This is a genomic window from Collinsella sp. CLA-ER-H8, assembly GCF_040092335.1.
In the GTDB taxonomy this organism is placed as follows: Bacteria; Actinomycetota; Coriobacteriia; order Coriobacteriales; family Coriobacteriaceae; genus Collinsella.
The window spans coordinates 54165-67324 of the sequence record NZ_JBBNLU010000010.1 but is presented as its reverse complement, the minus strand read 5'-3'; the positions used below and the strand labels follow the sequence as shown (position 1 = coordinate 67324).

The window sequence follows — 13160 nt, the reverse complement described above, 5'->3', positions numbered from 1 at the left end:
ACGGGCGGGCGCTCAAGGCCGTCGCGAGGAAGCGGCTCAGGGCGATATACGCCGTGATGCGCGACCGGGTGCCCTACCGGGAGTAGCCCCGACGGTTGACAAAACTATAGGAACACCCAACGACTACATAGCATGAGAGTGGATAATCTCCCGGTTTGAGCCTGCATCCAAGCTTAAAGTGGGAGATTATCCACTCTCATTTCGTTTGTTGATTTCGATGCCTACATTTGTAGGAACAGTTCGTGGAGGCCGGTGTCTTCGTCGAGTTCGGGGTGGAAGGTTACGCCGAGCTGGCTGCCCTGACGGGCGGCGACGATACGGCCGTCGACTTTCGCTAAGGCCTTGGCGTCGCCGTGGACCTCGACGATGCGGGGCGCGCGGATAAACGTCAGTGGCACTTCACCGTCGATGCCGGCTAGCTGCCCCTTGGTTCGAAAGCTGCCGAGCTGCCTGCCGTAGGCATTGCGCTCGACAAGTACATCCATGGTTGCCAGGCGCGGCGTCCCCTTATCGTCATGGGCGGCAAGGTCGTGAGCCAGCAGAATCAGGCCGGCGCAGGTGCCCAGGACGGGCATGCCTTCAGCGATACGGGCACGAAGCTCCTCGAGCATGCCCAACTCATCAAGCAGCTTCCCTTGAACGGTAGACTCGCCGCCGGGAAGTACCAGACGGTCAAAGTCCTGCTTCAAATCAGCCGCCTGCCTCAGCTCAATACAGCGCGCGCCCAGCTCGGATAGTCTTGCCTCGTGCTCGGCAAATGCGCCTTGGACCGCCAGCACGGCGACCGTTTGGTCTGCATAATCGCTCATGTGCGATCCTTTCTGCTGGACTAGCGCCCGCGCTCTTCCATGATAACCTCGATCTCGTCGGCGTTGATGCCCACCATGGCCTCGCCCAGGTCCTCTGAAAGCTCGGCAATGAGCTTGGCATCGGTGAAGTTTGCCACGGCCTTGACGATGGCGGCTGCGCGCTTGGCGGGGTCGCCGCTCTTAAAGATGCCCGAGCCGACAAACACGCCTTCGGCGCCCAGCTGCATCATCAGCGCGGCGTCGGCGGGGGTCGCTACGCCGCCGGCGGCAAAGTTCACGACGGGAAGCTTACCCGTGGCATGGACCTCGCGCACCAGCTCGACCGGAACCTGCAGTTGCTTGGCTGCCTCAAAGAGCTCGTCGTTGCGCAGGGCAACAACGTCACGGATCTGCTTTTGGATCTTGCGCATGTGACGCACGGCCTGAACGACGTCGCCCGTACCCGGCTCACCCTTGGTGCGAATCATCGTGGCGCCTTCGGCAACACGGCGCAGCGCCTCGCCCAGATCACGGGCGCCGCAGACAAACGGCACGTCAAACTGGGTCTTGTCGATGTGATAGACGTCATCGGCAGGGGAGAGAACCTCGGACTCATCGATGTAGTCGATCTCGATGGCCTGCAGGACCTGCGCCTCGACGATGTGACCGATGCGGCACTTGGCCATGACGGGGATGGAGACGGCCTCCTGGATGCCCTTGATCATCTTGGGGTCGCTCATGCGCGAGACGCCGCCTGCGGCACGGATGTCGGCCGGGATGCGCTCGAGGGCCATGACGGCGCAGGCGCCTGCCTCCTCGGCGATGCGTGCCTGCTCGGGCGTGGTAACGTCCATGATGACGCCGCCCTTGAGCATCTGCGCGAGCTCGCGATTGAGTTTGACGCGGTCGGCCTTGCTGTTCTGTTCTGCCATGGTTGCTCCCTTGGTTGGCATGTGCATTGCTTGACGGAACATCCTATCGGGGAGCTGGGTATGACAAAATACTCAGTTTTCGAGATAATTACAAGGTCAGACTAATACCAGATTGAATGACTTAATAAGGTCAGGTGATAGGCTCATGCTTGACTACAATTTGGAAAAACGCGGCGAAGCATCGCTCTATGAGTATGTTTACCAGCAAATTCGAGATGATATCGTAGCTGGACGCATTGTGGCGGGGGAGCATTTGCCGTCTAAGCGCGCCTTTGCCAGTCATCTGGGAATCAGTGTTATTACCATCGAGAATGCATATAGCCAGTTACTCGCTGAGGGCTATATTTGCTCAATACCACGTCGTGGCTACTACGCTTGCGAGCTTCCGGATGCACCGGTTTTGGCTTCGGCTGCGGAGGGCATCGACCGAGATGCCGTCTCTGTGGGCCCCAGCGTGCATGATGTCAACGGACAGGTCGAGCGATTCGATGCGCTTTCTCCTTCTGCTTTGGAGGCGGCGCGGCTTTGGCAAAGCGCGCTACGGGCGACGCTGGCATCCGAAGACGAGCGCGAAATCTTTTCGCCCGCACCGGCGCAGGGCACTGCTCGGCTGCGACGCGCAATTGCTCACCATCTGCACGGGACAAGGGGTATGAATGTCGACCCCAACAACATCGTTATCGGTGCGGGCGCCCAGCTGCTCGATACCATGTTGGTTCAGTTGCTTGGCGCGGACAAGGTGTATGCGGTTGAGGATCCGGGCTATTTGCGTCTGACGCGTATCTATCAGGCTATGGGCTGCAAAGTTCGACATATCCCGTTGGATGATGAGGGCGTGGACTTGAGCACTCTGCAGAAAAGCGGGACCGATGTCCTTCACCTGATGCCGTCCCATCAGTATCCGACCGGTCTTGTGATGAGCATTGCGCGTCGCTATGCGCTTCTGAGCTGGGCCGCTGAGCGACCAGGTCGGTATCTCATCGAAGATGACTTTGATTGTGAGTTTCGCCTTGCCGGGAAGCCGATTCCCGCGCTCGCGTCGATTGATGCCGCCCAGTCGGTTATCTACACCAACACGTTTTCGAAGAGCCTTTCATCGGCGTTGCGTTTGGCGTACATGGTGTTGCCCGATGAGTTAATGGAGCGGTTTAGGCGCAACCTTGGTTTCTACGCCTCGTCGGTGAGCTCTGTTGATCAGGTCGCTTTGGCGCGTTTGCTGGAATCGGGTGATTACGAGCGACATGTGAACCGCGTGCGCGTTCGTGCTCGCGAGGCGCGTGATGGCCTGATGGCGCTTGTGCGGAAAGCGTTTCCGGCAGGGGAGGTCTCGATCGAGCAGGCAGATGCGGGCCTTTACTGTACCGTTGCCCTGGCCGAGGACAAGGCGGGGGAGAGTTTCGCGAAGGCTCTCGCTGGCGCTCGTATTTCCTATGTCAATATCGCCGATTGCCTGTGGACGGGTGATCGGGCATCGACTAAGAACGCTCCATCTCGCGTCCTCATTCAATACGACGACCTGAGCCCTCAGTCGCTCGTTGTCCTTCAAAAACAGCTGCAATAAGCCCACGAAAAAGGCCCGAACCAATACGGTTCGGGCCTCATCGAGCTTGAGGTTATGTCTCAGGCGGTTGGCTTAGCCGAAGTAGCGCTTGAGCAGACCGGCGAAAGCCTTGCCGTGGCGGGCCTCGTCGCGAGCCATCTCGTGCACGGTGTCGTGGATGGCATCGAGGCCGGCGGCCTTGGCACGCTTGGCAAGATCGGTCTTGCCGGCGGTGGCGCCGTTCTCGGCCTCAACGCGCATCTCGAGGTTCTTCTTGGTGGAGTCGGTCACGACCTCGCCCAGGAGCTCAGCGAACTTGGCGGCGTGCTCGGCCTCCTCGTGGGCAGCCTTCTCCCAGTACAGGCCGATCTCGGGATAGCCCTCGCGATGAGCGACGCGAGCCATGGCCAGGTACATACCGACCTCGGAGCACTCACCCTCAAAGTTGGCGCGCAGGTCGGCAACGATGTCCTCAGAGACGCCCTCCATCTTGGCGACGCCCACGACGTGCTCGGCAGCCCACTCGAGCTGGCCCTCCTCCTGCTTCAGGAAACGAGAACCGGGAACGCCGCACTGGGGGCACTTGAAGTCCTCGGGCAGCTGGTCGCCGTCGAACTCTTCCACATAACCGCAAACGGGGCAAACAAACTTCATGATTCGATCCTTTCGATCGATGGCGATTGCGCGCTCGTCCGGTCCCGTAAGGGCCCTCTCCGGACGTGCGTCTTGACGAGTTCTATTATCCATAAATGCAACCAAATGTGAAGCCTATTAGGAATGATTTTTAATAAAACAATTTTGAGATATGAAGATGTTGATTGATTAACGATTGGCAGGCCGTCTTTGACCGCCGCTGAGTACAATCGGGCGAGCAAATGTTGACCTATCAACAAATGAAGGAGTTTCCTTTATGCATCTAGCCCGTCGTGCCTGGTGCCGAACATATCAGACGGTTTTTCGCATTGCATTGCCGATCCTGCCCTATACCGAGCCGCGCATTTTAGAGCATGCCGAGGATGTGCCCGCGGTGCTTCAAAAGCGCTCGATCCAGAAGGTCCTTATCGTGACGGATCCCGGCATTACCCGTCTGGGGCTCACGGCACCGCTCGAGACGGCGCTCGCATCCAGGGGGATTGGCATTACGGTCTATGCCGAAACGCGTGCAAACCCCACGGTTTCAAACGTGGAAGAAGCGGCGTCCCTGTATCGAGAGAGCGCCTGCCAGGCCATTATCGGCTTTGGCGGTGGCTCGGCCATGGACTGTGCCAAGGGCGTGGGCGCACGCATTGCGCAGCCAAACAAGCCCATCAACAAGATGCGCGGCCTGCTGCGGATTCATCGTCGCCTGCCGCTGCTCATCGCCGTTCCCACTACCGCCGGTACGGGAAGCGAAGTCACGCTTGCGGCGGTAATTACCGATGACGGGACGCACTACAAATACCCCATTAACGACTTTGTGCTCATCCCGCGTTTTGCAGTCCACGACCCCGAGTTTACGTGCGGCTTGCCCACTTCCATTACGGGGCAGACGGGCATGGACGCCCTGACGCATGCCGTCGAGGCCTTTATCGGGCGAAGCACCACGCCCTATACGCGCAAGTTGGCGCGACAGGCGGTGAAGCTCATCCACGACAATTTGCTTGAGGCCTATGAGCATGGCGACAACATGCGTGCGCGTCGCAATATGCTTTCGGCGGCGTATAAGGCGGGCGTTGCGTTTACTCGCTCCTATGTCGGATATGTGCATGCCATCGCGCACAGTCTGGGCGGCAGATACGGAATTCCGCACGGTTTGGCCAACGCGATCATCCTGCCGCACATGCTTCGCGCTTATGGCGACGCCGCCGCCCCCAAGCTTGCCGATCTTGCTCGCATGGCGGGCATTGCGCCGGCTACCGCGCAGGATAGTCTTGCGGCCGAGGCCTTTATCGATTGGGTCGACCGCATGAACGAGGCCCTGGGAATCCCCAAATATGTTTTGGGCATTCGCCGCTCTGACATTCCCGAGATGGCGGCGCATGCCGATGCCGAGGCCAATCCGCTATACCCCGTTCCGCTTCTAATGGACCGCTTGGAGCTCGAGCATATGTACGAAGTCGTTGCAGGTGGTATGTTTGAGGACGAGAATTAGGAGGGTCCATGAACACCGAGGAAATTGCGCGCATCGTCGGCGATCAGCGCGCCTACTTTAAGACGCACGCCACGTTTGATGTCGATGCTCGACGTCGCGCGCTCGTGAGTTTACGCGATGCGGTGCGGGCCCACGAGGCCGATATTGCCCATGCGCTCAAGACCGATTTGGGAAAGTCGCATGACGAGGCATATATGTGCGAGATCGGCACGTCGCTTTCCGAGATTCGTCATCAGATTGCGCATGTGGCTCGATGGAGTCGTCCACGCCTGCGTCCGTGCGATCTTGCTAACGCCGTGAGCGTGTGCAAAACGCAAGCCGTGCCCTATGGTGTCACGCTCATCATGGCTCCGTGGAACTACCCGTTTTTGCTAACACTCGAGCCGCTCGCCGGCGCCCTTGCCGCAGGCAATACCGTGATCATCAAGCCGAGTGCCTATGCTCCGGCATCGAGCGCGGTGCTCAAGCAAATCTGTGAAGAGGCATTTGATCCGTGCCTGGTGACGGTCGTCGAGGGCGGGCGCGCCGAAAACGAAGCGCTGCTCGATGAGTGCTGGGACAAGATCTTCTTTACCGGTAGCGTTCCAGTCGGCAAACTCGTCATGGAGCACGCAAGTAAAAACCTTACGCCCGTGACGCTCGAGCTGGGCGGAAAGAGCCCCTGCATCGTGGATGCGACGGCAAACTTGAAGGTTGCGGCACGGCGTATCGCCTTTGGTAAGTGGCTCAACGTGGGGCAGACCTGCGTGGCGCCCGACTACCTGCTGGTCGATACGCGCGTGCACGACGAGCTGCTGAGCCTCATCAAGGAGGAGGTCCGCCGTATGTTTGGCGAGCACCCGCTCGACAACGAGGACTACGGTCATATTGTCAACACCAAGCATTTTGCGCGCGTACGCGGGCTGATCGACCCCGATAAGGTTGTGCTTGGAGGCACGGCGCGCGAGTCGTCGCTCAAGATCGAGCCGACGATTTTGGACGGCGTGGCCCCCGATGACGCCGTGATACAGGAGGAGATCTTCGGTCCCATCTTGCCGGTGCTGACGTTTGAGAGCCTAGACGAGGCCGAAGCGTTTATTACGGATCGTCCGACGCCGCTGGCCCTGTATATCTTTAGTCAAGATCGCGCAGTTCAGCAGCGCTTCGTGCGTTACGTGCCATTTGGCGGTGGCTGTGTCAACGACACGATCATGCACTTGGCTACGAGCCATATGGGCTTTGGCGGCATGGGCGCGAGCGGTATGGGGCAGTACCATGGACGCGAGAGCTTCGATACGTTTAGCCACAAGAAGAGCATCGTGAACAAGGCAACGTGGCTGGACGTGCCATTCCGCTACGCTCCTTACGCAAGCTGGAAGCACAAGTTCGTGCGCATGTTTGTTCATTAGAAAAGGGCGCAGGTAATACGAACAAGTGTTCCTATTACCTGCATTTTGCGTTAGACTACTGTTATGGAGCACGGATGGGCCAACTCCCTTTAGAAGGGATTTGGTATGAACGTAAGCGATGTTATTTCGTTATTGGCGTTGTTGATTGCGGCTATCGAACTCGGTCTGTTTATCGGCCGAATGAAATAGCCGCCCCCGCGTAAGCGAAGACGGCCACTTCTCACGATGAAAACGTGTATCGGAGTTGGCAAGACCCGCGGCAACGGGTGCCATCCGTGTTCCTATTTTATCTGCAAGCGTTCTGTCGCGCAAGCGTTGAGGCAAACGATTGAAGGACGCAGACAGGATGTATTTGTGTCCGCACGGGACCGTAGACTTCTCAATAAGGTTACACACCGGTTTATCCGGCCGTTAGAGGAGCTGCCATGTACGAGCCTTCACGTGTTCTTCTGTCGTTTCACATCGCAGGATTTCAATATGCCGGCGGCGCTTTGGTCCTAGGCGATCTTAAAGCGGGCGATAAACTGACGCTGTGTGCCGAGCGCGATAATCCCCATGACCCCGAGGCAGTTGCGATCTACTATGGCAAGACCAAACTTGGCTACGTTCCGGGAAACGAGGTCGGCCCACTGTCCTTGATGATGTATTACGGCCACAAGGACGTGTTTGAGGCCCGCGTGCAACAGGTTGCCCCCGAGCGCAGCCCGTGGCACCAGGTGCGCGTTGGCCTCTATGTGGTGGATGCCCGCTAATCGGTAAGGGAGGCTGCCATGCTTGACGACGATGACCTGTTCGATTTGACGGATGATCCGTTTGAGTGGGATATGCTACTCGATGACGATGAGTTGGAGCAGGACCGTAGGAAACGGCAGGACAAGAAAACTCAGAGTGACGCTTCGAAAAAGCAAGACAAGCGCCGCCGCGGACTGTTCGGTGGGCTCTTTGGATAACCGCCGCATCGCTACGTCTGTATACTTAGCACGAGTTGAACACGTTGCGAAATGAGGGCATAGACGATGATGTGGTTTACCGCCGACCTGCACCTGGGCGATACGAATATCTTGCACGACATGGATCGACCGTTTGATTCAGTCGAGGAGATGAACCGCAAGGTCATCGATGCCATCAATGAGTGCGTGGATGTGGACGACCGCCTCTACATCCTGGGAGACTTTACCTATCGTTTGCCCCTGGCGGAGGCGGTGCGCCTGCGCGAGCGCATTGAATGCCAGAACGTGACGCTCATCCGTGGCAACCATGACGGCGATTGGGAAGATCCCGACGTGCCGCAAATTTGGGAAGACGTGCGTGATTATCTGGAGATTGCCCCCGGCTATGCCAAGGGCCATCGTCTGGTTATGAGCCACTACCCCATGCTCAGCTGGAATGGCAAGGCACGTGGCGCCATCATGCTGCACGGGCATATCCACAGCAGGGGAGACCGCACCAACGCGCGCAACCGCGATCGCGAGCGCCCGATCCTGCGCTATGACGTTGGCCTTGATGCCAACGACTACAGACCCGTAAGCCGCGATCAAATCCTGGGCTTCTTTGGACTGTAATTCTCGAACCACCACAAAGGGGACAGGCACCTTTGTGGTGGTTCTGGCGCCGTTGCCATTATGGCGGCGGCGCCTTTTTTGTCCGCGTGGCGCGGTAGAGTGTAGGCGGTTGAAATTTGCGTCCATCGAGGAGCTGCTATGAACGAGATCAAGTGCCCGCATTGCGGCGAAGTTTTTAAGGTCGATGCGTCCGGCTATGCGGATATCGTCAAGCAAGTGCGCGATGCCGAGTTCTCGCGCGACCTGGATGAGCGTGTGAAGGCTGTCCAGCGCGAGGGCGAGCAGGCGCTGGAGCTTGAGCGCTCGCGTTCGACGGCTGCCTTGCAAAAGGCGGAGTCTCAGCGCAATGCTCAGCTTGTCGAGCAGAAGAACGCTGCAGCTCAGCAGCTGGCACAAGAAGTCGCCAAGCGCGATGCTGAGCTTGCCGAGCTGCGCGCTAAGCTCGAGGGCGCTGCCGTAGAGCGCGAGAGTGCAAGCCAGCGCGCGGCGGTAGAGGCGCGAGCCAATGCTCAAAAGGAAAATGCCGAACTCCAGCGTGAGATTGATAGCCTGCGTGCGCAGCTTGGGCGCAAAGATGACGAAGCAAAGCTTGCCGAGTCGGCGGCGCGCAACGCTGCTCAAAACGATTTAGCTGCACGTGATGCTCAGATTGCCGAGCTGCAGGCCAAGCTTGCCGCGGCGGACAAGGCCCAGGAGATGGCGCTTGCCGCCGCTGCGGCTGAGTCGCAGCGCGAGCTCGATGCCGCTCGCAGCGAGGCCGAGCGCGCGCTTACTGACTATCGCGCGACGGTACAAGAGAAGTTTTCCGCCGCTAAGGCACAGTCCGAGCAAGAGGCCGAGGGTCTGCGTGCCCAGCTGCGCGAGCAGGAACTGATGGCAAAAATGAACCTGTCGGAGGCGGTTGCCGCGGCGGAGCGAGAGCGCGATGAGGCACGTGCCAAGCTGACGAGTGAGCTGGCGGTGCGCGATTCTCGCGAGGAACAGGCTAAGGCGGCGCATGAGCTCGAGCTCGCGCAGGCCAAGCGCGCGAGCGATGACCTGATTCGCTACAAGGACGAAGAGATTGAGCGTCTTAAGGACATGAAGGTACGCCTGTCCACCAAGATGGTGGGCGAGTCGCTCGAGCAGCACTGCGAGACCGAGTTCAATCGCCTGCGCATGACGGCGTTTCCCAACGCGTACTTCGAGAAAGATAACGATGCGTCCGAGGGCACCAAGGGCGACTTTATCTTCCGCGAGTGCGACGCGAGCGGCAACGAGGTCATTTCGATTATGTTCGAGATGAAAAACGAGAACGACGAGACCGCGACCAAGCACAAAAACGAGGACTTCTTTAAGAAACTCGATCACGATCGTCGCCAGAAAAGCTGTGAGTACGCGGTGCTCTGCACACTGCTCGAGCCCGAAAGCGAGCTCTATAACGCAGGGATAGTCGACGTGAGCTATCGCTACGAGAAGATGTACGTGATTCGCCCGCAATTTTTCATTCCCATGATTACACTTCTTCGCAACGCCGCTATGGGTTCGTTGCGTTATAAGCAGGAGCTGGCGGAGTACAAACAGCAGAATATCGACGTCACGAACTTCGAAGCCAAGATGGAAAAGTTCAAGAATGATTTCGGTCGCAACTACGAGATCGCGAGCCGTAAGTTCCAAACGGCGATCGATGAGATCGACAAGACGATTAGCCATCTGCAGAAAACCAAGGAGGCGTTGCTGTCCTCCGAGAACAATCTGCGCCTAGCCAACAAGAAGGCCGACGATCTTACCATTCGCAAGCTCACGTGGGGCAACAAGACCATGAAGGCGGCGTTTGACGAGGCACGCGGGGCTGTGCCAGAGACAAACGATGAGCCAACCGAGGCGGATTCGTATGAGGTCGAGGATGCCGAGTAAGGCATAGCGTATAGTGCAAAAGTGGGGCCGCTGGCGATGTTGCCAGCGGCCCCACTCCGTTTCGTTCCGATAAGTTCGGCTAGTCCTCGAGCAGGTCCTCGATAAAGCCGACGCGGTAGTTTTTGAAGATGACCTCGCCGCCGTCTTGCGTGGCGTCCAGATCGACATCGCCCATGATGCCAAAATCGTGGTCGCCATCCTCGTCGGCAAAGATCTGGTGCACGTGCCATACGTGCGCGGTCTTCTCGTCGGACTCGTCAATGGAAAACATCGCGGCGCTGCGGGCATCTCCGTCGGTGAGGATTTCCTCGTGCTGCTCGTGGTAAGCGTCGAGTGCTTTTTGCCAGCGGATCTCGCTCATGCCCCAGTCGTCGTCGAGCTCGCCCAGGTCGCGAACGTGCTCGCGGGCGGCAAGGGTCACGCGGCGGAAGAGCGCGTTGCGCACCAATAGCGTGCAGCCGCGACGGTCCGCCACGACCTCGTCGATGCCCTGCGGCGGCGCAGCATCGAGGGCTGCCGGGTTGCCGGCGTTCTCCCACTCATCCACCAGGCTCGAGTCCACCGAGCGCACCACAAAGCCCAGCCACGAGATAATGTCGCGCAGGCGCTCGTCGCGCTTCTCGATGGGCACGGTGCGGTCGAGTGAACGGTAGGCCTCTGCCAGGTAACGCAGCAAAATGCCCTCGGAGCGGGCGATGCCGAGCTTTTGGATATAGCCCTTAAAGTCGCTCGCGCTCTCCAGCATGTCGCGCAGGACGCTCTTGGGCGAGAGCTGGTAGTCGTTGGCCCAAGGTACTTCTTGGCAGTACTTGTCGAAGGCGGCATCGAGCAAGTCCTCGAGCGGCTTTTCGTAGGTGACATCCTGGATGCGCTCCAGGCGTTCCTCATATTCGACGCCGTCAGCCTTCATTTCGGCCATCGCGCGGTCGCGCGCGGCGCGCTCCTGCGCGCGCAATACCTGCTTGGGGTCCTCGAGCGTTGCCTCGACCATCGAGATCAGATCCATGGTATAGGTCTCACTCTCGGGGTCGAGCAGCTCCAGCGCGGCAAGCAAAAACGGCGAGAGCGGCTGGTCGAGCGCAAAGTCCTCGGGCAGATCGACCGTCAGTGCATAGTCGATGTCTGGCGCGGCGTCAGTCGGGGCGTCGGGCGCGGGCGGCACCTCGGTGCGAACGACGACGCCGGAATCGATGAGCGTGGCGAAGATTTCGTCGGCGCGAACCTCGAGCTTGGCCTTTTCCTCGGGGGTCTGCAAGCTCGTCTCGATGAGGTCGTGTACGCGGGCTCGGGCATCGCCGCCCTGCTCGACCACGCTAATCACCATGGAGTGCGTGATGCGAAGGCGCGGCTTGAGCGTCTCGGGCTGCGTCTCGATCAGGCGCTCAAAGGTCTGCTTGTTCCAGGTGACAAAGCCCTCGGGGGCCTTCTTCTTTTTAATCTTGCGGAGCTTCTTGGGGTCGTCGCCCGCCTTGGCCATGAGTTTGGCGTTCTCGATCTCGTGCTCCGGGGCCTCGGCGATGACCATGCCCTCGGTATCGAAGCCCGAGCGGCCGGCGCGACCGGCAATCTGATGGAACTCGCGGGCGCGCAGGCGACGCATCTTGTAGCCGTCGAACTTGGTGAGCGCGGTGAGTACCACGGTGTGGATGGGTACGTTGATGCCGACGCCGAGCGTATCGGTGCCGCAGATGACGGGCAGCAGGCCCTGCTGCGCCAGGCGCTCCACCAGCAGGCGATAGCGCGGCAACATGCCGGCATGGTGCACGCCGACGCCGCATCCAAGCAGGCGTTTGAGAATCTTACCAAAGGCCGTGGAGAAGCTCGTCCCCTTTGCCGCTTCTTTGATGGCCTCGCGCTGCTCCTTGCTGGCGATGCCAAAATTGGCGAGCGACTGTGCCGTTGCAAGGGCGGCATCCTGGCTAAAGTGCACGATATAGAGCGGGGCCTCGCCGCGGCGCATGGCGAGCTCGACCGTGCCCTCGAGGGAGGTCGTCACGTAGTCGTAGCTCAGCGGCACGGGGCGCGGGGCATCGACGACCAAGTCGCAGGTAGCACCGGTGTGTTCCTCGAGTGAGGCGGCGATGGCAGTGACATCGCCGAGCGTGGCGCTCATGAGCATGAATTGCGTGTGGGGCAGGGTGAGCAGCGGCACCTGCCAGGCCCAGCCGCGGTCGGGGTCGGCAAAGTAGTGGAACTCGTCCATGGCCACGCAGCCCACATCGGCATCCTCGCCCTCGCGCAGCGCATCGTTGGCAAGGATTTCGGCCGTGCAGCAGATGACGGGAGCCTTGGTGTTGATATGCGTGTCGCCGGTGATCATGCCAACGTTATCGCGGCCGAGTACCTGTACCAGATCGAAGAACTTTTCGCTGACCAGAGCCTTGATAGGAGCCGTGTAGTAGCAGCGCTTGCCCTGTGCCATGCCCATAAAGAGCATGCCCAGCGCGACAAGCGACTTGCCCGATCCGGTCGGTGTTCCCAAAATGACATGGTCACCGGCGGCTAGATCCATGAGGGCCTCTTCCTGGTGGTCCCACAGCTCAATACCGCGATCGCTCGTCCATTCAAAGAAGCGCTCGAAGGCCTGATCGGGCGTGAGCCACGGTTCGGGCTCGCTGCCGTCCTCGGGCTCCCACCAGGTGGGGGAGAGCGCGCCGAGCGAGCCGAATTCGGCTTCGGTTCCCGTGCCGCCCGAGAATGAGCTGGCGGCGCCGGCGCCGGAGACGGTGCTGGCGGCGGTATCTGTCGTGGTCTGTGCCATGTGTTTGCTTTCTCTCGCGATTGTCCGCCAACTATTATGGCGTAGCGGCGGCGCGGGGTGCCAGCGCGCGAGAAAATGCAGGAAATGGGCGTTCTGTCCGGCCGTTTGGTGCGGTTGCCAGCTAAGTGAGTAGACTTTTTGCGATGTCGCGAGCACATGGCT

The 13160-nt window shown here is 59.6% G+C and carries 11 protein-coding genes; 7 read left to right on the top strand and 4 right to left on the bottom strand.

The window, feature by feature from the left end; genetic code table 11:
• Positions 1 to 221: 221 nt before the first annotated feature.
• A complete protein-coding gene (gene pdxT / locus AAAX72_RS07410; RefSeq protein WP_349129795.1) occupies positions 222 to 809 on the bottom strand; it encodes a pyridoxal 5'-phosphate synthase glutaminase subunit PdxT in 588 nt (195 codons plus the stop codon).
• Positions 810 to 829: 20 nt separating this feature from the next.
• Entirely contained in the window at positions 830 to 1720 is an 891-nt protein-coding gene (gene pdxS / locus AAAX72_RS07405) for a pyridoxal 5'-phosphate synthase lyase subunit PdxS (RefSeq protein ID WP_349129794.1), read from the bottom strand.
• Between the two features lie 160 nt (positions 1721 to 1880).
• Here pdxS and AAAX72_RS07400 point away from each other — a divergent pair, with 160 nt between their 5' ends.
• Complete coding sequence (locus AAAX72_RS07400) at positions 1881 to 3281, top strand: PLP-dependent aminotransferase family protein (protein ID WP_349129793.1); 1401 nt, start codon at positions 1881 to 1883, stop codon at positions 3279 to 3281.
• A 72-nt stretch (positions 3282 to 3353) separates the two neighbouring features.
• Here the strand turns inward: AAAX72_RS07400 and AAAX72_RS07395 are convergent, their stop codons facing one another.
• Complete coding sequence (locus tag AAAX72_RS07395) at positions 3354 to 3917, bottom strand: ferritin family protein (protein ID WP_070097113.1); 564 nt, start codon at positions 3915 to 3917, stop codon at positions 3354 to 3356.
• A 253-nt stretch (positions 3918 to 4170) separates the two neighbouring features.
• Here AAAX72_RS07395 and AAAX72_RS07390 point away from each other — a divergent pair, with 253 nt between their 5' ends.
• From AAAX72_RS07390 to AAAX72_RS07365, 6 genes are all read left to right on the top strand, one after another.
• On the top strand, positions 4171 to 5391 hold the full coding sequence (locus AAAX72_RS07390; protein ID WP_349129791.1) for an iron-containing alcohol dehydrogenase: 1221 nt from the start codon (positions 4171 to 4173) through the stop codon (positions 5389 to 5391).
• Positions 5392 to 5399: 8 nt separating this feature from the next.
• The gene (locus tag AAAX72_RS07385; protein ID WP_349129790.1) at positions 5400 to 6779 is read left to right on the top strand and encodes an aldehyde dehydrogenase; all 1380 of its coding nucleotides are present in this window, start codon (positions 5400 to 5402) and stop codon (positions 6777 to 6779) included.
• Positions 6780 to 7204: 425 nt separating this feature from the next.
• Entirely contained in the window at positions 7205 to 7531 is a 327-nt protein-coding gene (locus tag AAAX72_RS07380) for an HIRAN domain-containing protein (RefSeq protein ID WP_349129788.1), read from the top strand.
• A gap of 18 nt (positions 7532 to 7549) precedes the next feature.
• Complete coding sequence (locus AAAX72_RS07375; RefSeq protein WP_349129786.1) at positions 7550 to 7729, top strand: hypothetical protein; 180 nt, start codon at positions 7550 to 7552, stop codon at positions 7727 to 7729.
• 66 nt (positions 7730 to 7795) lie between these two features.
• Entirely contained in the window at positions 7796 to 8341 is a 546-nt protein-coding gene (locus AAAX72_RS07370) for a metallophosphoesterase (protein ID WP_349129784.1), read from the top strand.
• Between the two features lie 138 nt (positions 8342 to 8479).
• Positions 8480 to 10237 (top strand): DUF2130 domain-containing protein, encoded by a 1758-nt coding sequence (locus AAAX72_RS07365; RefSeq protein ID WP_349129782.1) that lies wholly within the window; start codon positions 8480 to 8482, stop codon positions 10235 to 10237.
• 79 nt (positions 10238 to 10316) lie between these two features.
• Here the strand turns inward: AAAX72_RS07365 and AAAX72_RS07360 are convergent, their stop codons facing one another.
• Complete coding sequence (locus AAAX72_RS07360) at positions 10317 to 12998, bottom strand: DUF3516 domain-containing protein (protein WP_349129781.1); 2682 nt, start codon at positions 12996 to 12998, stop codon at positions 10317 to 10319.
• Positions 12999 to 13160 lie beyond the last annotated feature (162 nt).

Excerpts from the sequence above, each read along its gene's own strand:
- AAAX72_RS07360 (WP_349129781.1), bottom strand. The coding sequence starts at position 12,998 with ATGGCACAGACCACGACAGATACCGCCGCCAGCACCGTCTCCGGCGCC.
- AAAX72_RS07365 (WP_349129782.1), top strand. The coding sequence starts at position 8,480 with ATGAACGAGATCAAGTGCCCGCATTGCGGCGAAGTTTTTAAGGTCGAT.
- AAAX72_RS07380 (WP_349129788.1), top strand. The coding sequence starts at position 7,205 with ATGTACGAGCCTTCACGTGTTCTTCTGTCGTTTCACATCGCAGGATTT.
- AAAX72_RS07370 (WP_349129784.1), top strand. The coding sequence starts at position 7,796 with ATGATGTGGTTTACCGCCGACCTGCACCTGGGCGATACGAATATCTTG.
- pdxS (WP_349129794.1), bottom strand. The coding sequence starts at position 1,720 with ATGGCAGAACAGAACAGCAAGGCCGACCGCGTCAAACTCAATCGCGAG.
- AAAX72_RS07385 (WP_349129790.1), top strand. The coding sequence starts at position 5,400 with ATGAACACCGAGGAAATTGCGCGCATCGTCGGCGATCAGCGCGCCTAC.
- AAAX72_RS07375 (WP_349129786.1), top strand. The coding sequence starts at position 7,550 with ATGCTTGACGACGATGACCTGTTCGATTTGACGGATGATCCGTTTGAG.
- AAAX72_RS07390 (WP_349129791.1), top strand. The coding sequence starts at position 4,171 with ATGCATCTAGCCCGTCGTGCCTGGTGCCGAACATATCAGACGGTTTTT.
- pdxT (WP_349129795.1), bottom strand. The coding sequence starts at position 809 with ATGAGCGATTATGCAGACCAAACGGTCGCCGTGCTGGCGGTCCAAGGC.